Source organism: Spinactinospora alkalitolerans (genome assembly GCF_013408795.1).
Taxonomy (GTDB): domain Bacteria; phylum Actinomycetota; class Actinomycetes; order Streptosporangiales; family Streptosporangiaceae; genus Spinactinospora; species Spinactinospora alkalitolerans.
In genome coordinates, this window is record NZ_JACCCC010000001.1 from 1,465,635 (window position 1) to 1,491,432 (window position 25,798).

The window sequence follows — 25,798 nt, forward strand, 5'->3', positions numbered from 1 at the left end:
GGCGATGCGGGAAGGACGGGGGAGGACGGCGGAGATGCGTGCGGCGGGCGTCGAGCTGGTGCGGCTGGACGGCGACTCCCCAAGGGTCGCCGACCTGCGGGCCGCGGTCCTCAAGCTCCGGCTGGCGCCGGGCCAGCATCGCTTCAGCGCCGAGGCGGTCAACACGCTGCCGCGCGCCGACGCAGACCCCAACCGCACCCCGTTCGCCGTCCTGTGCTCCGATGTGCCGGTGGGCTTCGGTATCGTCGACCGCCTCGGCGTCCTCGGCGAGATCGCCGACGACCCGGCGCGCGCCGTCCTGCTGCGGGCGTTCTACATCGACCCGCAGTGGCAGGGGCAGGGGGTGGGCCGGGCGGCCTGCGCGGCCCTGGACTCTCTCGTGCGCGGCATCGCCCCCGAGGCCACCGAGGTGCTGCTCACCGTGAACGAGGGCAATCCCGCGGCCGTCCGCGCCTACCTGGCCGGCGGCTTCGCCCACACCGGCCGCCGCTACCTCGGCGGCGACGCGGGCCCCCAATACGTCCTGCGCCGCCCCGTCGGGGAATGACGCCGTTATCTGCGGATGACCGGGCGAAGCCGGTCGCGCGCTCCCAGGCTCGGTGCGGACCTCTTACACTTCCGGCTTGTTTTCTCCGGGGGTCTTCTTCCTTGAGTCTTAACCTCGGCCCCGGGAAGGAGTAGGCGCGCGGGTGGGCGATTTTGCGTCCACGGGCCTTCGGCCACACGAGAGAATCGCCCGGTCACCGCGGATCTCTCCTGGGGCTGAGGCTTCACGACCTCCTGGGGCCGGGGGGGGGCGGCGTGCACCGTCGCCCGGTCACCGCGGATCCCTCCTTGGGCTGAGGTTCACAACCCCCGATGGCCGAGCTTAAAACTCAAGTCTTTCTCCATGAGGCCTCTTCTCTGCCGCGTCGGAGTCGATCTCCCCTTTCAGCAGGGACGCGTGCACCCCGGGAAAGCACGCGGTGATCCGGGAGGCGTGGCCCGTCCGCCCGGCGGCATAGCCCGGCGGCAGCTCCAATTCGGTGGCGATCTCGGCCGCGGCGCACTCCTCGGCGTGCCCGTAGGAGCCGTGCTCCCGGCATCTCGCCTCGGCGGCCGACCGTGCAATCGCGGTGAGCTGCCGGGACTCCGATTCACGCCGGGCGCGCTCGCAGGCGGCGGCGAAATCCAGCAGCTCCGAGCCTGAAAGGGAGTCCTGGCCGACCTCTCCCACCCACGCCGCGACCATCGAGACCGGCGCCGCGTCCACGTTCCGCGGGAAAGGCGCACCGGTCCCGACCGGTTGGGGTGGCGCGAATGAATCCACGCAATAATTCTATGTCGCCCCGCAGCGGAAAAACAAGGAATCCAGTGCCTCACTCAGAAGGAAATGTGATGCACGCCGCTACTCGGTGAAACTCGAAAAAACAAGCCAAGACTATTTCCTGGGGATAACCCGAGTGCGTCGAAAAAGGGGCGGCCCATATAGTGCGGAAGCGGCCTTTCGGTCATGACCGGAAAACCGCCGGGCAATTCCGCGCGGGGTATAAGGTGGTCCGCATCGTAGTAGCGCGACCACGAGGAGAGCCGACCGTGCACACCAACGCCCACGAACTCGCCAGGGAGGCGGCCGACGAGCTCCGCTCCCGCAGCGGAGCCGACTCCTTCGACGTCGCGCTGGTCATGGGATCGGGGTGGGCCCCGGCGGCCGACGCCCTGGGAACGGTGGGCGGGGAGTTCGCGGTCAGCGAGCTGCCGGGGTTCCGCAAGCCCCAGGTCGAGGGGCACGTCGGCCGGGTCCGCACCGTGCGCGGGGAGGCCGGGAAGGGCGACCTGCTGGTGTTCCTCGGACGCACCCACCTCTACGAGGGCCACGGCACCGACGCGGTCGTGCACAACGTGCGCACCGCCATCGCAGCGGGCGCCGGCACCGTCATCCTCACCAACGCCGCCGGCGCCCTGCGCTCCGAATTCGAGGTGGGCCAACCGGTGCTGATCACCGACCACCTCAACCTCACCGCGCGCTCCCCGCTGACCGGCGCGAACTTCGTGGACCTCACCGACACCTACTCCGCGTCGCTGCGCGCGCTGGCCCGCGACGCCGCCCCCTCCCTCGCCGAGGGCGTCTACGCCGCCATGCCCGGCCCGCACTTCGAGACCCCGGCCGAGATCCGGATGCTGCGCGCCATGGGCGCCGACCTCGTGGGCATGTCCACCGCCCTCGAGGCGATCGCCGCCAGGGAGCAGGAGGCGAGCGTGCTGGGGATCTCCCTGGTCACCAACGTCGCCGCCGGACTCGCCGACCGCCCCCTCGACCACGAGGAGGTCCTGGAGGCCGGCCGCGAGGCCGCGACCGACGTCGGCCGGCTGCTGGCCGCGATCGTCGAGCGGCTCTGATCGAACTCTGAGCGCTGTGTTCGCGGGGCGGGACTTCCAGGGCTCGGACCTGCTGTGCCGCCGGCGGCGCACACTGCGACGCCAACCCTCTGTGCGAACACGGTGGTCAAACATCAGTGAGAGGAAGGCGGCGCACCACATGGGCGGAAACCACCGCGACCAGGCCCTGCAATGGCTGGAGCAGGACCCCGACCCCGAGACCCGGGCCGAACTCGCCGCGATCCTGGACCGCGGCGACGAGGCCGGGCTCGCCGACCGCTTCGCCGGACGGCTGGAGTTCGGAACGGCCGGCCTGCGCGGCGAGCTGGGCGCCGGACCGAACCGCATGAACCGGGTGACCGTCATGCGCGCGGCCGCGGGACTGGCCCGCTGGCTGGGACCGGGACGGACGGTGGTCATCGGCTACGACGCCCGCCACGGGTCCGAGAAGTTCGCCCGCGACACCGCGGCCGTGCTCACCGGTGCGGGCTGCCGCGCCCTGGTACTGCCGCGCACGCTGCCCACCCCGGTGCTCGCGCACGCCGTGCGCGACCGCGCGGCCGATGCCGGCGTCATGGTCACCGCCAGCCACAACCCGCCCCGCGACAACGGCTACAAGGTCTACGTCGGCGGCTTCGGTCCCGCGGCCGGCAGCCAGATCGTGCCGCCGCTGGACGAGGGGATCTCCATCGCGATCGACACGGTGGGCCGGGTCGACACCCTCCCGCTCGGCGGCGACCCCGAGATCCTCGGCGAGGAGACCGTCGAGCGCTACCTCGCCGCGGTGACCGCCCTGCCGCTCGGACCCGAGCGCGACGTCTCCGTCACCTACACCCCCATGCACGGCGTGGGCGCCGCCACCCTGCTCGCCGCGTTCGACCGAGCGGGCTTCCCCGCCCCGCGCGTGCTGCCCGAGCAGGCCGAACCCGACCCCGACTTCCCCACCGTGGCCTTCCCCAACCCGGAGGAGCCCGGTGCGATGGACCTCGCACTGGCCGCGGGTGCGCGCGACGGCAGCGACCTCGTCCTCGCCAACGATCCCGACGCCGACCGGTTGGCGGTCGCCGTCCCCGGCCACGGCCTGCTCACCGGCGACGAGGTCGGCGGCCTGCTCGCCGAGCACGTGCTGGGCCGCACCCGGGGAGACGGCCGCCTGGTCGCCACGACCATCGTCTCGGCGAGCCTGCTGCCCAAGATCGCCGCGGCGCACGGCGTGCACTGCGCGGAGACCCTGACCGGCTTCAAATGGCTGGTGCGCGCGGGCGGCGAGGACGAGCGCAACGTCTTCTGCTACGAGGAGGCGCTGGGCTACTGCCTGGGCGGCGACGGGGGAAGACCCGTGGCCGACAAGGACGGCATCAGCGCGGCCCTGGCCGTCGCCTCGCTCGCGGCGGGGGCCAAGGCGCGGGGCAGGACCCTGCTCGACCTGCTCGACGACCAGGCCCGCCGCTACGGCCTGCACCGCACCCGCCAACTGTCGGTGCGCGCACAGGAACCGTCCAGGATCACCGAGGCGATGCGTCGGCTGCGGGCCGAACCGCCCAAGGGCTTCGCCGGCCTGCCGGTGGAGGCCGTCGAGGACTTCGCCGTCGGCCACGGCGGCCTGCCTCCCACCGACGCCCTGCGCTACCGCCTCGGCGGCGCGGTCCGCGCCCACGTCACCCTGCGCCCGTCGGGTACCGAACCCAAACTCAAGGCCTACCTGGAGGTGATCCTGCCCGCCCCCGACGACGTCGCGACCGCCCGCCGCGCGGCCGAAGAGCACCTCACCGCCCTGCACGACGCGGTCGCCCGCGCCATCGGGGGCTAGTGTCCTGAGTCGTTGATTCGGTGAACCTTAAGTAGGCGTTGGCGTCCGGCCGGAACATGAACACCAGCGCAGCGACGACCGACGCCAGGTGCACGCCGGTCGGCACGGCTTCGCGCCGGTACGGTTCCGCACTGGACATGTGGGATCTCCTCGCACGAATGGAAACGCGTGACGGACACCCGCAACGATGCGGTGCCGCGTACCGCGGGGCCGCGGGAGCCCGATCCCGAAGCGCCGGTGGCGCCGGCCCCACCACGCGCGGTCCGAAAAGGGAGGGGGACACCGCCATGGGACGGCTCCGCGTCCACACGATCGGCCACTCCACCAGGGAGATCGGCGCGTTCATCGAGGTGCTGCGCGCCCACGGCGTCGGCCAGGTGGTGGACGTGCGCAGATTCGCAGGGTCCCGCGCCAACCCGCAGTTCGGGCAGGAGGCGCTGCGGGAGGCGCTGGCAGAGGCCGGTCTGGCCTACCGCCGCATCGAGGGGCTGGGCGGCCGCAGACCGGCGCGGAGGCCGTCGTCGGCCAACGCCGGCTGGCGCAACGCCGGGTTCCGCGGCTACGCCGACCACATGCAGACGGAGGAGTTCGCGGCCGGACTGGCCGACCTCATCGAGGCCGCCGAACGCGTCCCCACCGCCATCATGTGCGCCGAAGCGGTGCCCTGGCGCTGCCACCGCTCCCTGATCGGCGACGCCCTGCTGGTGCGCGGGATCGACGTGGTCGACGTCATCGACGGGCGCAAATCCACCGAGCACCGGCTCACCTCCTTCGCCAGGGTGGACGGCCACCGCGTGACCTATCCGGCCGACCCGGCGGACCAGGCCGATCCGACCGATCCGACCTGAGGAACGGACACTTCGGCGCCGGCCGAACCGTCGGGATGGCACGCTGAAGCCATGGTCACCACCGAGGCGCACCGGTTCGCCTCCTTCGCGGCGCTGCTGGCCGACGAGACGCGGGCGGCCTTCTGCCTCGCCCTGCTCGACGGCAGGACCTGGACGGCCGGGGAGCTCGCGCGGCACGCCGGGGTCGCGGCCTCCACCGCCAGCGCCCACCTCACCCGCCTGGTGGCGGCCGGGGTGCTGGCCGAGGTCCGCCAGGGGCGCCACCGCTACCTGAGGCTGGCCGACGTCGAGACCGCCGACCTGATCGAACGGCTGACCGCGCACCTCCCTCGCATCGACGACCCGCCCCGCGGGCTGCGTGAGGTCCGGGCCGAGCACGCCATGGTGCAGGCCCGGACCTGCTACGACCACCTGGCGGGGCGGCTCGGCGTGGCCATCGCCGACGCCATGGCGGCGCGCGGCCTGCTGGCGCGGGAATCCGGCCTGGCCATCACCGAGCGCGGCCGCGCCTGGTTCGCCGACCTCGGCGCCGACCCCGCGACCTGGCCGCGGCGCAGACCCGCGGTGCGGGAGTGCCTCGACTGGACCGAGCGCCGCCCCCACCTGGCGGGAGCGTGCGGCGCCGTGCTGTACCGGATCCTCCTCGACCGCGCCTGGCTGGTGCGCACCGGCGACCGGCGCGCCGTGCGCGTCACCCCCGAGGGCGGGGCCGCGCTGCGGGAACTCCTCGGCCTCGACTGGCCGGATCGGCCGGACCGGCCGGATCCAGCACCTCCAACCGGAAGGGACCCCGTCCATGTCTGAACTCAAGGCGGAGGTGGCCGCGCGGTTCGCCGCCGTCAACGGCGACCACCCGATGACGCCCGCGGACGACGCCTACGTCGACGAGCACTTCGTGGCGCTCGACGAACTGTGCGCCGCGCGGTCGATCCCGGCCGACGCCGTCCGCGCCGACATCCTCGCCCGACGCCTGCCGCTGCCGAGCTACCTCCGCTCCGACGGGACCGAAATGGTTCCGGCCGACCTGCTGGAACCCGCCGAGCGGGCCGGCGGGACCGAACGGCTCGCACAGTGGTTCCAGGCCCACTGGTCCGACCCCGAGCAGGGCGCGGGGGAATGGCAGGCGTACCTGAGCGGACGCTACGTCTGCCTGCGCTCGGTCACACCGGACAGCATCCGGCGCAAGGACGAGCTGACCGGCGCGATCGGCCGGATGCTGGGCGATCCGCGGCCGGAGTCGCGGCGGTGGATCGACGACCTCCACCGCGCCGTCGACGGACTCGACGCGCTGGAGCCGCCGTTCACCGCTTATGACCGGCTGCGCTTCGGCGGACCCGTCTCGCGGGACACGATGATCGACGCCGTCCGCGCCCGGTTCCCCGGGGCCGGGGAGCGCGGCGCTACCCCACCCGGTCGATCACCAGGGGGAGCGGGTCGTACTCGCCGTTGATCTCGTAGGCGCCGGCCAGCGCCTCGGCGGCGCGGTCGAAGCGCTCGGGGTCGTCGGTGTGCAGCGTGAACAGCGGGCGGCCGGTGCGGACCTGCTCGCCCGGCTTGGCGTGCAGGGTGACCCCGGCGCCGGGGGAGACCGGGTCCTCCTTGCGGGCGCGGCCGGCGCCCAGGCGCCAGGCCGCGACGCCGACCGCGTGGGCGTCCAGGCGGGTCAGCGTGCCCGACTCGGGCGCCAGGATCGGCCGGGACTCGGCGGCCTCGGGCAGAGGGGCGTCGGGGTCGCCGCCCTGCGCGGCGATCATCCGGCGCCAGGCGTCCATGGCTGAGCCGTCGCGCAGCGCGTCGGCGGGGTCCTTGCCGCCGGTCGGTCCGGCCGCGGTCAGCATCTCCCTCGCCAGCGTCACGGTCAGCTCCACGACGTCGTCCGGGCCGCCGCCGGCGAGCACCTCCAGGGCCTCGGCGACCTCCAGCGCATTGCCGACCCGCCGCCCCAGCGGGGCGTCCATGGCGGTCAGCAGGGCGACCGTGCGCACACCGTTGTCGTTGCCGATGTCGACCATCGTGCGCGCCAGCTCCCCGGCCGACGCGGTGTCCTTCATGAACGCGCCCGAACCGACCTTGACGTCGAGCACGAGCGCGCCCGTCCCCTCGGCGAGCTTCTTGGACATGATGGAGCTCGCGATCAGCGGGACGGACTCCACGGTGCCGGTGACGTCGCGCAGCGCGTACAGCTTCCGGTCGGCCGGTGCGAGCCCGGCCCCCGCGGCGCACACCACGGCGCCGACGTCGAGCAGCCGCTCCCGCATCTCCTCCGGCGACAGCTCCGCCCGCCAGCCGGGGATCGCCTCCAGCTTGTCCAGCGTGCCGCCGGTGTGGCCCAGCCCGCGCCCGGACAACTGCGGCACGGCCGCCCCGCAGGCGGCCACGGTGGGCGTGAGCGGCAGCGTGATCTTGTCGCCCACGCCGCCGGTGGAGTGCTTGTCCGTGGTCGGCCGGGGCAGATCGGAGAAGTCCAGCCGCTCGCCCGAGCGCAGCATCGCATCGGTCCAGCGCGCCACCTCGGCCCGGCTCATGCCGCGCCACACGATCGCCATGTTCAACGCGGCCATCTGCTCCTCGGCCACCGCGCCCCGGGTGTAGGCGTCGATCACCCAGTCGATCTGCTCGGGCCCCAGCTCACCGCCGTCGCGCTTGGTGACGAGAATGTCGATGACGTCCATGCGCCCTCCTGCTCCATCCACAACCGGCCGGTAGCGGTGGCGGTGACATTCCCACCGCTGGGAGAATTGAAGACAAGGGGGCTCCCCCCTCATGGCGGAACCCCCTCGTGTCCTGTGCCGCGTCCCGGGTCACGGCGCCTCGGGCCTCACGGGCGCCGCCGCAGGTCCTCGGGGCCGAACGCCTGCGGCAGCACCTCGCTCAGGGGCAGGACCCCTTCGGGCGTGTCCATCAGCAGTGCCGCGCCGCCGTGCTCCCACAGCAGTTGGCGGCACCGCCCGCACGGCATCAGCGCCGCGCCGGCGCCGTCCACGCAGGCGAACGCCACCAGTCGGCCCCCGCCGCTCGCGTGCAGCGCCGACACCAGGCCGCACTCCGCGCACAGGCCCAACCCGTAGGAGGCGTTCTCCACGTTGCAGCCGACCACCACCCGGCCGTCGTCGACCAGCGCGGCCGCGCCCACCGGGAAGCCGGAGTAGGGGGCGTAGGCGCCGCGCATGGCGGTGGCGGCCGCGACCCGCAGCCGCGGCCAGTCCACCTCGGCCGCGCCCGTCACGGCTTCACCTCGCTCATGCCCGCCGTGCCCGCCGCACTGACCGCGCCGCCCGTCACGACCGCCGCCACTGCCGGCCGATGGCGGCCGGGGCGCGCAGCCGCTGCGCGGCCAGCGCCAGCACCAGCAGCGTCGCAACGTGCGGGCTGTAGGTGACCAGCTCGCGCGGCAGGGTGTCGGTGGTGAGATACCACACCGTCAGCAGCGCGGCCACAGCGAGCGAGACGGCGGCGACGACCGGCTTGCCCCGCCGCCACTGCCAGACCGCCACCGCCACCAGCGCGATCGCGATCAGCAGCAGCAGGGCGTGCACCGCCGTCCCCGACCCGCGGACCTGGAGGGCGTCGGTGTAGCCGAACAGCCCCGCGCCCATGGCCAGCCCGCCGGGCCGCCAGTTGCCGAAGATCATCGCCGCCAGGCCGATGTAGCCGCGCCCACCGGTCTGGCCCTCCTGGTAGATCGAGGAGGCGACCATCGCCAGGAACACCCCGCCCAGGCCGGACAGGCCGCCCGAGACCAGGACCGCGATGTACTTGTAGCGGTAGACCGGAACGCCCAGCGACTCCGCGGCGTCGGGATTCTCGCCGCATGAGCGCAGCCGCAGCCCGAACGGGGTGCGCCACAGGATGAAGAACGACGCGGGGACCAGCAGGATCGCCAGCAGGGTGACCGCCGACATCCCGGTCGTCAGGCCGATGACCAGTCCTGCGAGGTCGGAGACCAGGAACCAGCCCCGGTCCTGCACCGGCCCCAGCACATCCGCGACGAACGGCAGCCCCACGCGGGGGAACCCCGGCAGCGGCGGCGACTGCGACGCGCCGCCGCCCGGGGTGTCCTGGAAGTACAGGATCGACAGGTAGCGCATCGCGCCGACCGCCAGGATGTTGATGGCGACGCCGGAGACGATGTGGTCGACGCCGAACGTCACCGTGGCGACCGCGTGGATCAGCCCGCCGAACACCCCGCCGAGTACGCCCGCCACCAGCCCCAGCCACGGATTGCCGGTGCTCCAGGCCGCGTAGGCGCCGAACCAGGTGCCGAAGACCATCATGCCTTCGAGGCCGATGTTGATGACCCCCGCCCGCTCGGCCCACAACCCGCCGAGCCCCGCCATGCCGATCGGTACGGCGAAGGCCAGGGTGGCCTGGATCGTTCCGCTGTCGGTGAGCGCGCTCTGCCCGGTCACCAGCCGCACCGCCGACAGCGCGACGAACGCCGCCGCGGCGATGCTGACAGCGCGCCACCTGCTGCGGGAACGCGGCGGTGCCGTCTCCGGGGTCGCCACTGTCACGGCCTGGGTCATGACTTGGCCTCCTCTGACTCGGCCTCGGCCCGGCCGAGCTCCCGGCCCACCTGCTGCTGCTGGTACCGCCGGCCCCATCGGTGCACGACCTCGTAGACCACGACGACGGTCAGCACGATCATCGCCTGGGTGACCACGGCGATCTCCTTGGGAATGCCCTCGAAGTCGAGGATCTGCGATGACTGGTTCAGAAACGCCCAGAACAGCGAGGCGAACACGATGCCGACCGGGTGGTTGCGGCCCAGCAGCGCGATCGCGATGCCGGTGAAGCCGAGCCCGACCGGGAAGTCCAGGGCGTAGTAGTGGGAGTCGCCCAGCAGCTGCGGCATGCCGACCAGCCCGGCCACCATCCCCGAGATCACCATCGAGGCGACCACCATCTTCTTGACGTCGACGCCGCTGGCCTGGGCCGCGGTCGCCGACTGCCCGGTGGCGCGCAGGTCGAAGCCGAACCGGGTGCGGTTGAGCATCAGCCAGTAGCCGACGCCGACGGCGGCCGCCAGCAGGACCAGCCCGAAGACCGGTCGGCCCGCGCCCATGAAGTCCGTCGGGAAGCCCGGGACCCAGCCCGACTCCGCGATCGGCTGCGTGCCGATGTTGTTGGTGCCGATCTCGATGGCCAGCCGGTCGGTGCTGAGCAGGTAGGCGGTGATGCCGGTCGCGACGGCGTTCAGCATGATCGTGGAGATGACCTCCGACACGCCGCGCGCCACCTTCAGGTAGCCGGCGATCCCGGCCCAGAAGCCGCCGACGACCACCGCCACCAGGATGATCACGAACTGGTGCAGCCCCGGCGGCAGCACCCACGCGCCGCCGACGGCCGCGGCGAGCAGCGCGGCGAGCCGGTACTGCCCGTCGACGCCGATGTTGAACAGCTTCATCTTGAAGCCGATCGCCACGGCGACCGCCGACAGGTAGTAGGTGGTGCCGGTGTTGACGACGGTCACCAGGCTGTTGGGCTCGGTGCCGTAGGAGAGCATCCGGCCGAAGGTGTAGACCGGGTCGACGCCGGTGGCCAGCAGCACCACCGCGGTGATCGCCAGCGCCAGCACGCCCGCGACCGCGACGGCGGCGATCGCCAGCGCCAGCGTCGTGCCGAGCCTCCGGTACAGCCGGAACGCCGCGGCCGAACCGGCGAGGGCGCCCAGCGGGTAGGCGACGGGCTCGATCAGCCACAGGTCGAGCAGCACCGCGGCGAGCAGCCCGGCGACGACGGACAGGACCAGAGCGATGGGGGCGACGAGGCCGCGGTGCAGCGCCGAGTCCGCGTCGGGGGTGGCCGAGCCGACCAGCACCGCCACCACGAAGGCCGCGGCCACGGCGATCGCCAGGGCGGCGGGGGCGATCAGCGTCAGGTCGAGCACCGCCGTGACGGCGGCGCCGACCACGCAGGCCAGCACGGCGCCCACCGGGGCGGAGATGGACGTCCTCATTCTCCAGCCTCGTCTTCCGTGGCCGGCCGCCGGTCCCGTGCGGCGGCGTCGTGTCCGGGATCCAGCCCGGCCCCGGTCATGGCCGACCCGAGCTGCTCGGGGGTGACCGCCGAGGGGTCGGCCTGGGCGACCAGCCGGCCGCGCAGGATCACGTGCAGGGTGTCGGACATGCCGATCAGCTCGTCGAGGTCGGCGGAGACCAGCAGCACCGCCAGACCCTGGGCGCGCGCGGCGCGCAGGTGGTCCCAGATCGCGGCCTGGGCGCCGACGTCCACGCCCCGGGTGGGGTGGGCGGCCACGACGACCTTCGGCTCGCCGCTCATCTCCCGGCCGACGATGAGCTTCTGCTGGTTGCCGCCGCTGAGCGCGTCGGCCAGGACGTCGACGCCGGGGGTGCGCACGTCGTAGGCGTCCACGATGCGCCGCGTGTCGGCGCGGGCGCCCGAACGGTCGATCCACATGCCCTTGGCGTTGGGGCGCCGCGTCTGGTGGCCCAGCACCCGGTTCTCCCACAGCGGTGACTCCAGCAGGATGCCGTGCCGGTGCCGGTCCTCGGGGATGTAGCCGATGCCCGCCTCGCGGATCGCGCGCGTGTGCCGCCCGGTGATGTCGGTGCCGTCGAGGACGATCCGGCCCCGCTCGACCGGGCGCATCCCCATGACGGCCTCGATCAGCTCCGACTGGCCGTTGCCCTCGACGCCGGCGATGCCCACGATCTCGCCCCGGCGGATGCTCAGGGAGACGTCGTCGACGACCGTGCGGCCGTCGGCCGAGGCGACCCTGAGCCCTTCGACGCCGAGCACGACCTCGTCGCCGACCGTGGACTCCCGCAGCTCGGGCACCGGCAACTGCCCGCCGACCATCAGGGTGGCCAGCTCCCGCGCGGTGGTCCCCTCGGGGGCGACCGTGGCGACGGTGGTCCCGCGCCGGATCACGGTGATCGTGTCGGCCACCGAGAGCACCTCGTCGAGCTTGTGCGAGATGAAGATGACGGTGAGGCCCTCGCGCTTGAGCTCGCGCAGGTTGTCGAAGAGCTCATCGACCTCCTGCGGCACCAGCACGGCGGTGGGCTCGTCCAGGATGATCGTGCGCGCGCCCCGGTACAGGACCTTCAGGATCTCCACGCGCTGGCGGTCGCCGACGCCCAGCTCCTCCATGAGCCGGTCCGGTCGCACGCCGAGCCCGTACTGCTGCGACAGCTCGGTGATCCGGGCCCGCGCCCCGGCCCCGATGCCGTACCGGTCCTCGGCGCCCAGCACCACGTTCTCCAGCACCGTGAGGTTGTCGGCCAGCATGAAGTGCTGGTGCACCATGCCGATGCCGTTCTTGATCGCGTCGGAGGGGGAGGCCAACTGGACGGTCCTGCCCCCGACCGCGATGCTGCCCTCGTCCGGCCGGTGCATGCCGTAGAGGGTCTTCATCAGCGTCGACTTGCCGGCGCCGTTCTCGCCGACGATGGCGTGAACCGTGCCCGGTTCGACGGTGATGTCGATGTCGTGGTTGGCCACGACCCCGGGAAACCGCTTGGTGATCCCGCGCAGCTCGACGGCGGGAGGTGCCGTCCCGCCGTCGGAATGCGTGCTGCTCATCCGGCTCCTCGTTTCGAGGCCGCTCCGCGCCTTGTGGGCGCGGGGACGGCTGTGTCGACGACGAGCGGCCGCGGCGCGCAGGATGGTTGCGCGCGCCGCGGCCGCCCCACCGCGTCACGGCGTGGTCGGGACCTCGATCTCGCCGTCGATGATCTGCTGCTTCAGCTCGTCGAGCTGATCCTGGACGTCGGCGATCTGCTCCTCGTTGGAGGTCGTGTAGTCGACGCCGCCGCTGGCCAGGTCGAAGCGCTGGACGCCGGACTGGGCCTCGCCCTCGCTGACGGACCGCACGAACTCCAGCACCGCGGTGTCCACGCCCTTGACCGCGGAGGTCAGCACGTAGGGCTTCTGCTCATCGGAGGCGTTCTCGTACTGGTCGCTGTCGACCCCGATGAACAGCTCATCCTCCTCGGCCGCGGCGTTGAGGACGCCGTTGCCCGACGCGCCGGCCGCGTGGTAGATGACGTCGGCGCCGGCGTCGTACTGGCCCCTGGCGGTGGCCTCGCCGCGCGCCGGGTCCTGGAAGCCGTTCATGTCCGGCGGCTGGGTGAGGTAGGCCCGCTCGATCTCGATGTCGGGGTTGACGTGCTCGGCGCCCGTGACGTAGCCGGCCTCGAACTTCTGGATCAGCGGCGTCTCCACGCCGCCGATGAACCCGATGTGGTCCTCCTCGGTCTTCAGCGCGGCCGCCGCTCCGGCCAGGAACGAGGCCTGCTCCTCGGCGAAGACGAGGCTGGTGATGTTGTCGATGCCCTCGATCTCGGAGTCGACGATCGCGAAGTGGACGTCGGGGTGCTCGGGGGCGACCTTCTTCATCGGCTCGGCGTAGGCGAATCCGACGCCGATGACGACGTTGTAGCCCTCCTCGGCCATGAGGTTGAGCCGGTTCTCCTTGTCGGTGTCGGATTCGCCCTCCGTCGGTTCGAGGTCCTGGACGTCCTCGATGCCGAGCTCCTCCTGCACCTGCTGCAGGCCGCGGTAGGCGGAGTCGTTGAACGACTTGTCGCCGCGGCCGCCGATGTCGTAGGCGAGGCCGACGCGGATGTCGGAGGCCTCCTGCGCCCCGTCGCCGCCTTCTCCGCCTTCGCCGCCGGTTCCGCTGTCACAGGCCGTCATGGCCAGGCTCAGTGCGCCGGCCGCCGCTGCGGCGGCGAGTCTGGCGACAGTCTTGCGCTTCACGCTTCCTCCCCTTCAGCCCCCTCGGCGGCCCGCGATGCGCGAACCGGCCGGGTTATTCAGCCGGACAATATCCGTTCGCGAAAACGTCACCAATCGCCGCACAAAGGTTGTTATGAAGGCGAGAGCGGAGCGAAACGGACGTTACCAACCGTGTGGCGCCGGTTTCCGATCCCCGCCTTCGGAGCAGGTGACGGAGGCGGTGCGCAACGGCGGTCTCTGCCGATCAGGACGGCCGGGAGACGGCGTGCTCGCGCGCCAGGAACGCGTCGGCGCTCCGCTTGAACGCCTGGGCGGAGACGGCGTTGCGGTGGTCGCGCCGTGGCACGCGCAGCAGCTCGGCCCCCGGGACCGCGGCGGCCAGCGACTCCACGTCGGAGGCGAGCTCGTCGCGCTCGCCGGCCACGAACAGCAGGGGAACGCCGGGCGGGGCCGGCTCCGGATCGAACGGCGCGGCCGCCTGGCCCCGCGCGCAGGCGGCCAGCGCGGCGGCGTCGTTGCCCGGCATCGCCGCGACCGCGCCGAACAGCGCGCCGAAGGGGCTGTCGTCGCCGGTCCCCAGCCGGTCCAGGTCGGTGCCGGCGAACGCGTTCACCGGTCCGAATCCGCCCAGCACCGCGCGCCGCACCCGGCCGGGGCGGGTGAGCGCGAGCTGCCAGACCAGCCGCGACCCCATGGAGTAGCCGACGGCGTCGGCCCGCTCGATGCCGAGCGCGTCCAGCAGGTCGGCGAGGCGGCCGGCCAGCGCGTCCGGGGCGTAGCAGCGCGGGTCGTGCGGTTTCGCGCTGCCCCCGTGCCCGGGCAGGTCGACGCCGACCACCCGGTGGCCCGCGCCCTCCAGGGCGCCGGTCCAGCCGGTGCGCACCCAGTTGGCCTCGAAGTTCGAGCCGAACCCGTGCACCAGCAGAACGGGCGGCCGGTCGGCGTCGGGCTCGCCGAGGACCGCGTAGCGCAGCGGCACCTCGCCCTGCAGAATCTCGTACATCATCGCCCGGCTCACTCCTGCGGGGGCTTCAGCCGGACCCTGCGGGTGGGCCTGTCCTCGGCGGGGACCGTTCCCACGATCCCGGCCGCGTCGGCCACCTCGAAGGTCACCAGGGCCTCGCCCACTTCGAGCACCTGGCCCTCCTCCGCGTGCAGCCGCACGACGGTCCCGGTGTGCGGCGAGGGGATCTCGACGGCGGACTTGGTGGTCTCCAGCTCCACCAGCGGCTGGTTGCGCTCGACGCGGGAGCCGGGCTCCACCAGCCACTCCAGGACGGTGGCCTCGACCAGTCCCTCACCGAGGTCGGGCAGCGTGAACGTCTGTTCGGTCATCGTCGTCTCAGAACTCCAGGGTCCGTTGGACCGCCATCAGGATGCGGTCGATCGTCGGCAGGTACTGCGGTTCCAGGGGGCCCGCGGGGTAGGGCACGTCGAAGCCGGTGACGCGCTGCACCGGCGCGGCCAGGTCGCGGAACGCGTGCTCCTGGATGAGGGAGGAGACCTCGGCGCCCAGGCCGGCGGTGAGGGGCGCCTCGTGCACCACCACGGCGCGCCGGGTGCGCGCCACCGACTCGGCCAGCCCGTCGGCGTCGATCGGCTTGAGCCAGCGCAGGTCCAGCACCTCCAGGTCGACGCCGTCCTCGGCGGCCAGCTCCGCCACCTGCAGGCAGCGGTGCACCATCGCGCCCCACGCGACGAGCGTGGCATGGCGCCCCGGCCGCACGACGCGGCTCACGCCGATCGGGTCGGTGGACTCGGTGAGCTCGACCGGCCGGCGCTCCCAGTAGCGGGCCTTGGGCTCCATGTAGACCACCGGGTCGTCGGCGCGCACCGACTGCACCAGCAGCCGGTAGGCGTCGGCCGGGTTCGACGGCGCGGCCACCTTCAACCCCGGCACGTGCGCGAACAGCGACTCCAGGCTCTCGCCGTGGTGCTCGGGGGCCTGGATGCCGCCGAAGCTGGGCAGCCGCAGCGTGATCGGCATGGGCGCGGCGCCGCGGGTGCGGTAGTGCATCCGCGCCATCTGGTTGACGATCTGGTCGACGGCCGGATAGGCGAACCCGTCGAACTGCAGCTCGGGGATCGGCCGCCAGCCGTTCATCGCCAGGCCCACGGCCAGCCCGATGATCCCCGACTCGGCGAGCGGGGTGTCGAAGACCCGCTTCTCGCCGAACCTGCGCTGCAGGCCGTCGGTGACCCGGAAGACCCCGCCCAGCCGGCCCACGTCCTCGCCGAACACCAGCGTGCTCCGGTCCTCCTCCAGCACCCGCTCCAGCGCGCGGTTGATGGCCTGCTGCATCGACAGCTCGGCCGTTGGGGAGCCGGTGTGCTCTCCGGCGGTCGCAAGCTCGGTCATGAGAGCTCGGCCTCCTCGTGCCAGGCGCGCTGCTGCCGGCGCAGCGCCTCGGTGGGTTCGCGGTAGACGCGGGTGAACATCTCGGCGCCGTCCGGGGCCGGCGCGGCGCTGACGCCGTCGCGGATCCGGGCCGCGCGCTCGCGCGCCAGCGCGTCGGTCTCGTCGAAGAACGCGGAGTCGGCGTGCCCCGCCTCCTCCAGCGCGGCGCGCAGCCGGGCGATCGGGTCGCGCCCGCGCCAGTACCGCTCCTCCTCGGGACCGCGGTAGCGCCCCGGGTCGTCGGAGGTGGAGTGCGGGCCGATCCGGTAGGTGAGGGCCTCGATCAGCGACGGCCCGCCGCCGGAGCGGGCCCGCTCCAGGGCGCCGGAGACGGCGCGGTGCACCGCGACGGCGTCGTTGCCGTCGACGGTCGCGCCGGGCATCCCGTAGCCCGTGGCCCGCGCGGCGATGGAACCGCCGGCGACCTGGGCCTCGTTGGGCACCGAGAGGGCCCACTGGTTGTTCTGGCAGAAGAAGACGACGGGCGCGCCGAAGACGCCGGCGAAGTTCATCGCCTCGTGGATGTCGCCCTCCGAGCTCGCGCCGTCGCCGAAGTAGGCGATGGCGCAGCCGCGGCCGCCGCGCAGCCGCTCGCCCAGCGCCCAGCCGACCGCGTGCGGGACGGGGCCGCCGACGACGGCGTTGACCGGGCCGAAGCGCGACGCCATCGGGTCGTAGAGCCCGCCGTGCCACAGCGCCCGGTGGCTCGCCATGTAGCCCACCATGTCGACGCCCATCGTCAGGGCGACGGCCATCTCGCGGTAGGTCGGGAACGCGAAGTCCAGCTCGCGGTCCAGCGCGGCGGCGCTGCCGACCTGGGCCGCCTCCTGCCCGTGCAGCGAGACGTAGGCGGGGAAGACGCCCTGGCGCTGCAGTGCGACGGCCTCACCGTCCAGGGCGCGGGCGACGGCCATGTCGCGGTAGAGGCCGCGCAGCCGCTCCGGTGGCGCGCCGCCCAGGTCGACGGCCGCGCCGTCGGCGGCCGCCGGCTCGTGCGTGGGCATGTCGGGGAGCTCCCTCCGGCCGGTGATACGGATGCGAAGTCCGTGGCTGTATGGCACCGATTGTGCGCAATGGATCGACAGTTGCGCCAGATATCGGCAAGAAGTCGAAACAAACGCGTCAGGTCAGTGCGCTCAGGTCCGCAAACGTCTAATCTGGCGTCGGACGAGTCGAGGCGAACGAAACACCGTGCCGAACCGGGCGCTACAGGTCGGCCAGGGGGTCCGGCGGCAGGGCGTCGCGGCCGGCCAGTTCGGCGTCGGCGGCGTTGATGACCGGGACGTACTCTTCGTGCACCTCGAACTCCCTGCCGCCCAGTTCGAACGTCGGGACGAGGTGGGTGTCGACCGGCCCGATGCGGACGCCGCGCTCGAACACCTGCCAGACGTTCCGGGGCCGCGTGCGGCTGAACATCCGGTTGGCGACCACGGTGACGGTGGACTCCGTCACCACGACGAGGAAGAAGCTCGTCTCGTGCCAGGAGGCTGGGAAGATGTAGCGGATCTCGGCCCCGGCGGGCAGCAGGGCGCGGACCCTGTCTCGGACGGTGGAGGAAACCGGCACGGTGGACGCCTCCGTTCTGCGGTCCGGTGCTTCGCTGCGGTCGAAGACCCGGCGGTGAATCGTGATGTTACTTCCCGAAAGGTCAGTGAAGAACTCCGTTGTGTCTCGATAATTGGTAATGCAATGGACGGACCTGCCCTTTTCCTGGTAGTTCGTTCGTTGATGTCTAGTGATGTTTGACGGTCGGGTTCGTCCAGGGGGTTGGCTGCCGCAGTGCGCGTAGTGTCGGCGGCACGGCAGGCCCGAGTCCCGGAAGCTCCGTCCCGACCCGCGAACGCAGCAGTCAAAGCCCGATAGACGCTTGGAGCAGGCGCATGGCCAACGGTGGGCAGCGGCGGGGCGGACGGCTCCCCGACTCCACGGACCACACGATCATCGGCGCGCTCGCCGACGACGCCAGAACCGGGATCACTGAGATCGCGTCGGTGGCGAACGTCTCCCGCGCCACCGCCTACAACCGCATCAAACGCCTCACCGACGACGGCGTGATCCGCGGCTACTCCGTCGTCACCGACCACGGCAAGATGGGGATGGGCGTCACGGCCCTGGTGCTGATCTCGGGCAGCCAGCCCGACTGGCGGGCCAACCGCGAGATCATCTCGGCCTACCCCGAGGTCGAGTACGCCTGGTACGTCGTCGGCTCGGCCGACATCGTGCTGCTGGTCCGCGTCGCCGACACCCACCAGTTGCGCGACCTCATCCTCACCCGGCTGCAGGCGCTGCCCGGCGTGACCGCCACCCAGACCCTCACCGTCATCGACGAGGTGGTGCACCGCCCCGTCGTGCGCCCGCCGGACTGACGCCGGACCGGACGCGCCCCCGCCCCCGCGCACCGGCGGAAGCGGGGCGACGCGGAGGAGAAACAATCACGCGTGCTTGTTTTTTGCCCGCGGCCCTGACACGCTCTCCTGCATGAACGGTCGACCACTGCGCGTGGGCAACGCCTCGGGATTCTACGGGGACCGGTTCGCGGCCGTGCGGGAGATGCTCGCGGACGGGCCGCTGGACGTGCTCACCGGCGACTACCTGGCCGAGCTGACCATGCTGATCCTGGGCAGGGACCGCAGGAAGGACCCGGGGCTCGGCTACGCGCGCACCTTCCTGCGGCAGATGGAGGAGTGCCTGGGCCTCGCCCTGGAGCGCGGCGTCACCGTCGTCACCAACGCCGGCGGGCTGAACCCCGCGGGACTGGCCGGCGCGCTGCGCGAGCTGGCCGGCCGGCTCGGGCTGGACGCGCGGATCGCGCACGTCGAAGGCGACGACCTGCTACCGCGCGCCGATGAGCTCGGCCTCGCCGCTCCGCTGACCGCCAACGCCTACCTCGGCGCCTGGGGCGTCGCCGAGGCCGTGCGGGCCGGCGCCGACGTCGTCGTCACCGGCAGGGTCGCCGACGCCTCCCTGCTCGTCGGGCCGGCGGCGGCCCGCTTCGGGTGGGCGCGCGGCGACCACGACGCACTGGCCGGAGCGGTCGTCGCCGGGCACGTCATCGAGTGCGGCGCGCAGGCCACCGGCGGCAACTACGCCTTCTTCACCGAGCTGCAGCGGGCCGGCCGCGACCTCACCCGCCCGGGGTTCCCGATCGCCGAGGTGCACGCCGACGGCTCGACCGTCATCACCAAGCACGAGGGCAGCGGCGGCGCCGTCACCGTCGGGACCGTCACCGCCCAGCTCGTCTACGAGATCGCCGGTGCCCGGTACCCCAACCCCGACGTCACGGCGCGCCTGGACACCGTCCGGCTGAGCGAGGAGGGGCCCGACCGGGTGCGGATCAGCGGGGTCCGCGGCGAGGCGCCGCCCCCGGACCTCAAGGTCGTCTGCAACCGCATGAGCGGCTTCGCCAATGAGATGACGCTCGTCCTCACCGGGCTCGACGTCGAGGCAAAGGCCGAGCTCGCCGAACGCCAGATGCGCGCGGCGCTGCGCGGGCGCGAGCCCGCGCACCTGGAGTTCCGCACCGTGCACCGGGCGGCGCCCGACGCCCCGACCCAGGAGGGGGCGAGCGCGCACCTGCGGATCACGGCGCGCGACGCCGACCCCCGCGCGGTGGGCCGCGCCTTCAGCTCCGCGGCCGTCGAGCTGGCGCTGGCCGGGTTCCCGGGCTTCCACGCCACCTCGCCGCCGGGCGACGCGCGGCCCGACGGCGTGTCCGTCTCGGTGGCCGCCGTCCCGGCGCAGGAGGTCCCGCACGTCGCCGTCCTCCCCGACGGAACCCGCGTCGACATCGCGCCCTCCGCCGTCAGCAGCCCCCTCGCCGACGTCGCCGACCCCCCGCTCCCGCCGCCCCCGCCTGGAGGTCCCGTCCGCCGGGCGCCGCTCGGGCTGCTGCTCGGCGCGCGCAGCGGCGACAAGGGATCCGACGCCAACATCGGGGTGTGGGCGCGCAGCGAGGACGCCTGGCGCTGGCTGGCCCACGCGCTCACCGCCGAGGAGATCCGCCGACTGCTGCCCGAGACCGCTCCCCTGGAGATCACCCGCCACCCGCTGCCCAACCTGCGCGCCGTCAACTTCGTCGTCGAGGGCCTGCTCGGCTGCGGGGCCGGCGGCGACACCCGCCCCGACCCGCAGGCCAAGGCGCTCGGCGAATGGCTGCGGTCCAGGCACATCGACATCCCGAAGGCGCTGCTGCCATGACCCTCCTGCGCTCCGCCCTCGACACCTCCGCCGCCGACTTCGCCGCCAACCGCGACGCGATGCTGGCCAAGCTCGCCGAACTCGACGCCGAGCACGCCAAGGCGCTGGCCGGAGGCGGCCCCAAGTACGTCGAGCGGCACCGCGGCCGCGGCAAGCTGCTCGCCCGCGAACGCGTCGAGCTGCTGCTCGACCCCGACTCCCCGTTCCTGGAGCTGTCGCCGCTGGCCGCCTGGGGCAGCGAGTACCCGGTGGGCGCGAGCGTCGTCACCGGGATCGGCGTCGTCGAGGGCGTCGAGTGCGTCGTCATCGCCAACGACCCGACCGTGCGCGGCGGCGCCAGCAACCCCTGGACCGGCAGGAAGACCGTGCGGGCGATGGACATCGCCTGGGAGAACCGGCTGCCGGTGATCAACCTGGTCGAGTCCGGCGGCGCCGACCTGCCCAGCCAGAAGGAGATCTTCATCCCCGGCGGCCGGCTCTTCCGCGACCTCACCCGCTTCTCCGCCGCAGGCATCCCCACGGTCGCCCTGGTCTTCGGCAACTCCACCGCGGGCGGCGCCTACGTGCCCGGCATGAGCGACCACGTGGTGATGGTCAAGGAGCGCTCCAAGGTGTTCCTCGGCGGGCCGCCGCTGGTCGAGATGGCGACGGGGGAGCGGAGCGACGACGAGTCGCTGGGCGGGGCCGAGATGCACGCCCGCACCTCCGGGCTGGCCGACCACCTCGCCGCCGACGAGCACGACGCGATCCGCATCGGCCGGCGCATCGTCGCCCGGCTGAACCGGCGCAAGGCCGGCCCGGAGCCGGCCGCGGCGCCCGCCGATCCCCGCTACGACCCCGAGGAGCTGCTGGGCGTCGTGCCCGGGGACCTGAAGGTCCCGTTCGACCCGCGCGAGGTGATCGCCCGCGTGGTCGACGGCTCCGACTTCGACGAGTTCAAGCCGGCCTACGGCCCCAGCCTGGTCACCGGATGGGCCGCCCTGCACGGCCACCCCGTCGGCGTGCTCGCCAACGCCCAGGGCGTGCTGTTCAGCGCGGAGTCGCAGAAGGCCGCGCAGTTCATCCAGCTCGCCAACAGCAGCGCCACGCCACTGGTCTTCCTGCACAACACCACCGGCTACATGGTCGGCCGCGACTACGAGCAGGGCGGCATCGTCAAGCACGGCGCGATGATGATCAACGCGGTCTCCAACAGCAGGGTCCCGCACCTGTCGGTGCTGATGGGCGCCTCCTACGGGGCCGGGCACTACGGCATGTGCGGGCGGGCCTACGACCCCCGGTTCCTGTTCAGCTGGCCCAGCGCGAAGTCGGCCGTCATGGGCCCGCAGCAGCTCGCCGGCGTGCTGTCGATCGTGGCGCGGCAGTCCGCGGAGGCCAAGGGCCGCCCCTACGACGAGGAGCAGGACGCCGCCATGCGCGCGGCGGTCGAGGAGCAGATCGAGGCGGAGTCGCTGCCGATGTTCCTGTCCGGCCGGATCTACGACGACGGCGTCATCGACCCCCGCGACACCCGCACGGTGCTGGGGCTGTGCCTGTCGGCCGTCCACAACGCGCCCGTCGAGGGAGCGGACGGCTTCGGCGTCTTCAGGATGTGAGCTCTTGGGAGCGCGAGTGACGAGTGAACGGAGTGGTCCGCGCCGATCGCGCGGAGCGCCTGTCCGCGGGGCAGCGCAGTGAGCGAGGAACGGTTGGCGGCCAGGGAAGGCAGGACGATGATCACCACTCTTCTGGTCGCCAACCGGGGTGAGATCGCCCGGCGGATATTCCGCACCTGCCGCGCGCTCGGGATCGGCACGGTCGCGGTGCACACCGATGACACGGCCGACGACCCGTTCGTGGCCGAGGCCGACGCCGCCGTGCGGCTGCCCGGGGCCGCCCCCGCCGACACCTACCTGCGCGCCGATCTGATCGTCGCCGCGGCCGGGACCGCCGGAGCCGACGCCGTCCACCCGGGCTACGGGTTCCTCTCCGAGAACGCCGGGTTCGCGCGCGCGGTGATCGAGGCCGGGCTGACCTGGGTCGGCCCGGACCCCGGCGCCATCGAGCAGATGGGCGCCAAGATCGGCGCCAAGGCGCTGATGGAGCGCGCCGGGGTGCCGGTGCTGCCCGAGCTGCGGCCGCGGGACATCGCCGAGCCGGACCTGCCCGTGCTGGTGAAGGCCTCGGCCGGCGGCGGCGGGCGCGGGATGCGGGTGGTGCGCTCGCTCGCGGAGCTGCCCGGCGAGGTCGAGGCCGCGCGCTCCGAGGCGCTCTCGGCGTTCGGCGACCCCGCGGTGTTCTGCGAACCCTACGTGCGGGCCGGCCGGCACATCGAGGTGCAGATCCTCGCCGACACCCGCGGAACGGTGTGGGCGCTGGGCGAGCGGGACTGCTCGATCCAGCGCCGGCACCAGAAGATCATCGAGGAGACGCCGGCGCCCGGCATCGGCGAGCCGACCCGCCGCGCGCTGCACGAGGCGGCCGTGCTGGCGGCGCGGAGCATCGGCTACGTCGGTGCCGGGACGGTGGAGTTCCTCCTCGCCCCCGACGGGTCGTTCGCGTTCCTGGAGATGAACACCAGGCTGCAGGTGGAGCACCCGGTCACCGAGTGCGTCACGGGGCTGGACCTGGTGGAGTGGCAGCTCCGGATCGCCGAGGGGGCCGCGCTGGAGGGCGGGCCGCCGGCGCCGCGCGGGCACGCGGTGGAGGCCCGGCTCTACGCCGAGGACCCCGCCAGGGACTGGCGGCCGCACAGCGGCACGGTCCTGCGGTTCGAGGTGCCGGCGGCGATCGCGCGGTTCGAGGCCCCCGGCCGCTCCGGTGTCCGGCTGGACAGCGGAGTCGAGGACGGCGCTCGGGTGAGCGTGCACCACGACCCCATGCTCGCCAAGGCCGTCGCCTGGGCGCCGACCCGCGGCGACGCCGTCCGCCGCCTGGCCGCGGCCCTGGCCGGGAGCCGGATCCACGGCGTCGTCACCAACCGCGACCTGCTCGTGCGCCTGCTGGACCACCCGGCGTTCGGGCGCGGCGAGGTGCACACCGGGTTCCTGGCCGAGCACGGCCTGGACGCTCTGGCCCGCCCGCTCGCCGATCCCGGGGCCCGGCGCCTCTCGGCGCTGGCCGCGGCCCTGGCCGACGCGGCGGGCAACCGGCGCGGCGCGCGCGTGCTGGGCGGCCTGCCGAGCGGGTGGCGCAACCTCGCCTCGCAGCCGCAGCGCAAGGCCTACCGGGCCCCGGACGGCGAGAAGATCGAGGTCGGCTACCTCTTCACCCGCTCGGGCCTGCGGGCGGAGGGGCACGACGGGGTCGAGCTCGTCCGGGCCGATCCGGAACGGGTCGTGCTGGTCGCCGACGGCGTGCGCCGGACGTTCGACGTCGCCGCCTATACGGACATGACCTGCGTCGACTCGCCGCTCGGGCCGGTCGCGCTGGTTCCCGTCGGACGCTTCTCCGACCCTTCGGCGCAGGTCGCGCCCGGCACCCTGCTCGCACCCATGCCCGGCACCGTCAGCCGGCTCGCGGTCGGCCCCGGCGCGCGGGTCGCCAGGGGGCAGCCGCTGATGTGGCTGGAGGCCATGAAGATGGAGCACCGGATCACCGCGCCCGCCGACGGCGTCGTCGCCGACCTGCCGGCGGCCGTCGGCCTGCGGGTCGAGTCCGGCTCGGTGCTCGCCGTCGTCACAGAGGAGGAGAGCACGTGACCTTCACCGAACCCGAGGAGCGCACCGCGCTGCGCGAGGCCGTCGCCGGATTCGTCGGCGGGTACGGGGCCGAGTACTACAGGGCCAGGGCCCGATCGGGGGAGTACCTGGCCGAACTGTGGGCCGCGGCCGGCGAGCTCGGCTACATCGGGGTCAACCTGCCCGAGGAGTACGGCGGCGGCGGGGGCGGGATCGGCGACCTCGGCGCCGTGCTGGAGGAGCTGAGCGCCGGGGGCTGCCCCACGCTGATGATGGTGGTCTCCCCGGCGATCTGCGGCACCGTCCTGGCGCGCTTCGGCACGCCGGAGCAGAAGGAGCGGTGGCTGCCCGGGATCGCCTCCGGCGAGAGCATCCTGGCGTTCGGCATCACCGAGCCCGACGCCGGATCCAACTCCCACAACATCACCACCACGGCGCGCCGCGACGGCGCCGACTGGCTGCTGAGCGGCCGCAAGACCTACATCTCCGGCGTGGACGTGGCCGAAGCGGTGTTCGTCGTCGGCCGCACCGAGGACGCCGGGACCGGCAGGCTCAAACCCGCCCTGTTCATCGTGCCCACCGACGCCCCGGGGTCCGAGGCCCGGCGGATCGAGATGGACCTGGTCAGCCCGGACCACCAGTTCGGGCTGTTCATGGACGACGTGCGGCTGCCGGCCGACGCGCTCGTCGGCGACCCCGACACCGGCCTGCTCCAGTTGTTCGCCGGCCTCAACCCCGAGCGCATCATGGCCGCCTCCCTGGCCACCGGGTCGGCCCGGCACGCCCTCGACCGCGCCGTCGGCTACGCGGGGGAGCGGGAGGTGTGGGGCGTCCCGATCGGCGCCCACCAGGGGCTCTCCCACCCGCTGGCCCAGATCAAGATCGAGCTGGAGCTGGCCCGGCTGATGACCCAGAAGGCCGCGGCGCTCTACGACGCCGGCGACGACGCGGCAGCGGGCGAGGCGGCGAACATGGCCAAGTACGCTGCGGGTGAGGTGTCGGTGCGCGCGGTCGACCAGGCGGTGCAGACCCTCGGAGGCAACGGCCTGGCCAGCGAGTACGGACTAGGCGCGGCGATCGCGACGTCGCGCCTGGGCAGGATCGCGCCGGTCAGCCGTGAGATGGTCCTCAACTTCGTGGCCCAGCACTCGCTCGGCCTGCCGAAGTCGTACTGAAGTCTCGACCCGGAGGGGGAAGAGCGGTGGCGGCACCATCGGTCCGCGAACCCCGGCAGGAGCGCAGCCGCGCCACGCGGCGGCGGCTGCTGGCGGCCGCGGTGCGCTGCCTGGCGGAGGTGGGCTGGTCCGGCAGCACCGTCGCGGTGGTGGCCGAGCGCGCCGGGGTGTCCCGGGGCGCGGCCCAGCACCACTTCCGCACCCGCGAGGACCTGTTCACCGCCGCGGTGCGCTACGTGGGGGAGAAGCGGCTCGACGACATCCACCGCCGCGCAGCCGCGCTGCCCGAGGAGACCTCCAGGGTCGAGGCGATCGTCGAGATGTTCGCCGACGTCTACAGCGGGCTGGAGTTCCGGGCGGCCCTGCAGATGTGGGCCGCCGCGGCGCACGATCCGGCGCTGCGCGCCCACGTCGTGCCGCTGGAGGAGGACATCGGGAGGGAGGCCCACCGGGCGGCCCTGGACCTGCTCGGGGCCGACGAGTCCGGGCCGGGCGTGCGGGAGTCCGTGCAGGCCACCCTCGACCTCGTCCGCGGCCTGGGCCTGGCCAACCTCCTCACCGACGACCGCGCCCGCCGCGGCCGGGTCGTCCGGCAGTGGGCGCGGATGCTGGAGCGGGAGCTCGACGCGGCGCGATAAGCGGCCCGC

General features: G+C 73.3%; 24 protein-coding genes. 12 read left to right on the top strand and 12 right to left on the bottom strand.

From position 1 onward, the window contains the following. Positions 1-34 precede the first annotated feature (34 nt). Complete coding sequence (locus HDA32_RS06555) at positions 35-547, top strand: GNAT family N-acetyltransferase (protein ID WP_246334254.1); 513 nt, start codon at positions 35-37, stop codon at positions 545-547. A gap of 321 nt (positions 548-868) precedes the next feature. Here the strand turns inward: HDA32_RS06555 and HDA32_RS06560 are convergent, their stop codons facing one another. Next, positions 869-1,252: a hypothetical protein gene (locus HDA32_RS06560; protein WP_179642353.1), complete on the bottom strand. Its 384-nt coding sequence runs from the start codon at positions 1,250-1,252 to the stop codon at positions 869-871. A 323-nt stretch (positions 1,253-1,575) separates the two neighbouring features. Here HDA32_RS06560 and HDA32_RS06565 point away from each other — a divergent pair, with 323 nt between their 5' ends. From HDA32_RS06565 to HDA32_RS06585, 5 genes are all read left to right on the top strand, one after another. Next, complete coding sequence (locus tag HDA32_RS06565) at positions 1,576-2,379, top strand: purine-nucleoside phosphorylase (RefSeq protein WP_179642354.1); 804 nt, start codon at positions 1,576-1,578, stop codon at positions 2,377-2,379. Positions 2,380-2,518: 139 nt separating this feature from the next. Then, positions 2,519-4,168, top strand: coding sequence for a phospho-sugar mutase (locus tag HDA32_RS06570; protein ID WP_179642355.1), 1,650 nt, complete (start codon positions 2,519-2,521; stop codon positions 4,166-4,168). 287 nt (positions 4,169-4,455) lie between these two features. Beyond that, complete coding sequence (locus tag HDA32_RS06575; protein WP_179642356.1) at positions 4,456-5,016, top strand: DUF488 domain-containing protein; 561 nt, start codon at positions 4,456-4,458, stop codon at positions 5,014-5,016. Positions 5,017-5,067: 51 nt separating this feature from the next. Next, positions 5,068-5,820, top strand: a complete 753-nt coding sequence (locus HDA32_RS06580; protein ID WP_179642357.1) for an ArsR/SmtB family transcription factor — start codon at positions 5,068-5,070, stop codon at positions 5,818-5,820. Next, complete coding sequence (locus HDA32_RS06585; protein ID WP_218882360.1) at positions 5,813-6,466, top strand: DUF6058 family natural product biosynthesis protein; 654 nt, start codon at positions 5,813-5,815, stop codon at positions 6,464-6,466. The genes HDA32_RS06580 and HDA32_RS06585 overlap by 8 nt, the downstream gene beginning before the upstream one ends. On the opposite strand, the gene HDA32_RS06590 is transcribed toward HDA32_RS06585, so the two are convergent. The 11 genes from HDA32_RS06590 to HDA32_RS06640 all read right to left on the bottom strand — a co-directional run bounded on the left by HDA32_RS06590 (position 6,417) and on the right by HDA32_RS06640 (position 17,686). Beyond that, the gene (locus HDA32_RS06590; RefSeq protein WP_179642358.1) at positions 6,417-7,688 is read right to left on the bottom strand and encodes a thymidine phosphorylase; all 1,272 of its coding nucleotides are present in this window, start codon (positions 7,686-7,688) and stop codon (positions 6,417-6,419) included. The genes HDA32_RS06585 and HDA32_RS06590 overlap by 50 nt on opposite strands. A gap of 146 nt (positions 7,689-7,834) precedes the next feature. Beyond that, complete coding sequence (locus HDA32_RS06595; protein ID WP_312863067.1) at positions 7,835-8,242, bottom strand: cytidine deaminase; 408 nt, start codon at positions 8,240-8,242, stop codon at positions 7,835-7,837. A 52-nt stretch (positions 8,243-8,294) separates the two neighbouring features. Then, positions 8,295-9,542 (bottom strand): ABC transporter permease, encoded by a 1,248-nt coding sequence (locus HDA32_RS06600; protein WP_179642359.1) that lies wholly within the window; start codon positions 9,540-9,542, stop codon positions 8,295-8,297. Next, positions 9,539-10,975 (bottom strand): ABC transporter permease, encoded by a 1,437-nt coding sequence (locus HDA32_RS06605; protein WP_179642360.1) that lies wholly within the window; start codon positions 10,973-10,975, stop codon positions 9,539-9,541. The genes HDA32_RS06600 and HDA32_RS06605 overlap by 4 nt, the downstream gene beginning before the upstream one ends. Continuing rightward, positions 10,972-12,564 (bottom strand): ABC transporter ATP-binding protein, encoded by a 1,593-nt coding sequence (locus HDA32_RS06610; RefSeq protein WP_179642361.1) that lies wholly within the window; start codon positions 12,562-12,564, stop codon positions 10,972-10,974. Before HDA32_RS06610 ends, HDA32_RS06605 begins: the two co-directional genes overlap by 4 nt. A 114-nt stretch (positions 12,565-12,678) precedes the next feature. Next, on the bottom strand, positions 12,679-13,743 hold the full coding sequence (locus HDA32_RS06615; RefSeq protein ID WP_312863068.1) for a BMP family lipoprotein: 1,065 nt from the start codon (positions 13,741-13,743) through the stop codon (positions 12,679-12,681). 223 nt (positions 13,744-13,966) lie between these two features. Then, positions 13,967-14,725: an alpha/beta fold hydrolase gene (locus HDA32_RS06620; RefSeq protein ID WP_179646508.1), complete on the bottom strand. Its 759-nt coding sequence runs from the start codon at positions 14,723-14,725 to the stop codon at positions 13,967-13,969. An 11-nt stretch (positions 14,726-14,736) separates the two neighbouring features. Next, on the bottom strand, positions 14,737-15,057 hold the full coding sequence (locus HDA32_RS06625) for a biotin/lipoyl-containing protein (protein WP_179642362.1): 321 nt from the start codon (positions 15,055-15,057) through the stop codon (positions 14,737-14,739). A gap of 7 nt (positions 15,058-15,064) precedes the next feature. Continuing rightward, positions 15,065-16,081 (bottom strand): alpha-ketoacid dehydrogenase subunit beta, encoded by a 1,017-nt coding sequence (locus HDA32_RS06630; protein ID WP_179642363.1) that lies wholly within the window; start codon positions 16,079-16,081, stop codon positions 15,065-15,067. After that, entirely contained in the window at positions 16,078-17,124 is a 1,047-nt protein-coding gene (locus HDA32_RS06635; protein ID WP_179642364.1) for a thiamine pyrophosphate-dependent enzyme, read from the bottom strand. The genes HDA32_RS06630 and HDA32_RS06635 overlap by 4 nt, the downstream gene beginning before the upstream one ends. Before the next feature lie 202 nt (positions 17,125-17,326). Next, positions 17,327-17,686 (bottom strand): hypothetical protein, encoded by a 360-nt coding sequence (locus HDA32_RS06640; RefSeq protein ID WP_179642365.1) that lies wholly within the window; start codon positions 17,684-17,686, stop codon positions 17,327-17,329. Positions 17,687-18,000: 314 nt separating this feature from the next. On the opposite strand from HDA32_RS06640, the gene HDA32_RS06645 reads away from it, so the two are divergent. The 6 genes from HDA32_RS06645 (at position 18,001) to HDA32_RS06670 (ending at position 25,789) form a co-directional block, all read left to right on the top strand. Then, positions 18,001-18,486, top strand: a complete 486-nt coding sequence (locus tag HDA32_RS06645; RefSeq protein WP_179642366.1) for an Lrp/AsnC family transcriptional regulator — start codon at positions 18,001-18,003, stop codon at positions 18,484-18,486. Positions 18,487-18,598: 112 nt separating this feature from the next. Next, positions 18,599-20,317 carry an acyclic terpene utilization AtuA family protein gene (locus tag HDA32_RS06650; RefSeq protein WP_179642367.1) on the top strand — a complete coding sequence of 573 codons (1,719 nt, stop codon included), beginning with the start codon at positions 18,599-18,601 and terminating at the stop codon, positions 20,315-20,317. Beyond that, entirely contained in the window at positions 20,314-21,912 is a 1,599-nt protein-coding gene (locus tag HDA32_RS06655; RefSeq protein WP_179642368.1) for an acyl-CoA carboxylase subunit beta, read from the top strand. Before HDA32_RS06650 ends, HDA32_RS06655 begins: the two co-directional genes overlap by 4 nt. Before the next feature lie 117 nt (positions 21,913-22,029). Beyond that, positions 22,030-23,997, top strand: a complete 1,968-nt coding sequence (locus tag HDA32_RS06660; protein ID WP_179642369.1) for an acetyl/propionyl/methylcrotonyl-CoA carboxylase subunit alpha — start codon at positions 22,030-22,032, stop codon at positions 23,995-23,997. After that, positions 23,994-25,151, top strand: a complete 1,158-nt coding sequence (locus tag HDA32_RS06665; RefSeq protein ID WP_179642370.1) for an acyl-CoA dehydrogenase family protein — start codon at positions 23,994-23,996, stop codon at positions 25,149-25,151. The genes HDA32_RS06660 and HDA32_RS06665 overlap by 4 nt, the downstream gene beginning before the upstream one ends. Before the next feature lie 26 nt (positions 25,152-25,177). After that, complete coding sequence (locus HDA32_RS06670) at positions 25,178-25,789, top strand: TetR/AcrR family transcriptional regulator (RefSeq protein WP_179642371.1); 612 nt, start codon at positions 25,178-25,180, stop codon at positions 25,787-25,789. The last annotated feature ends 9 nt before the right edge of the window (positions 25,790-25,798 follow it).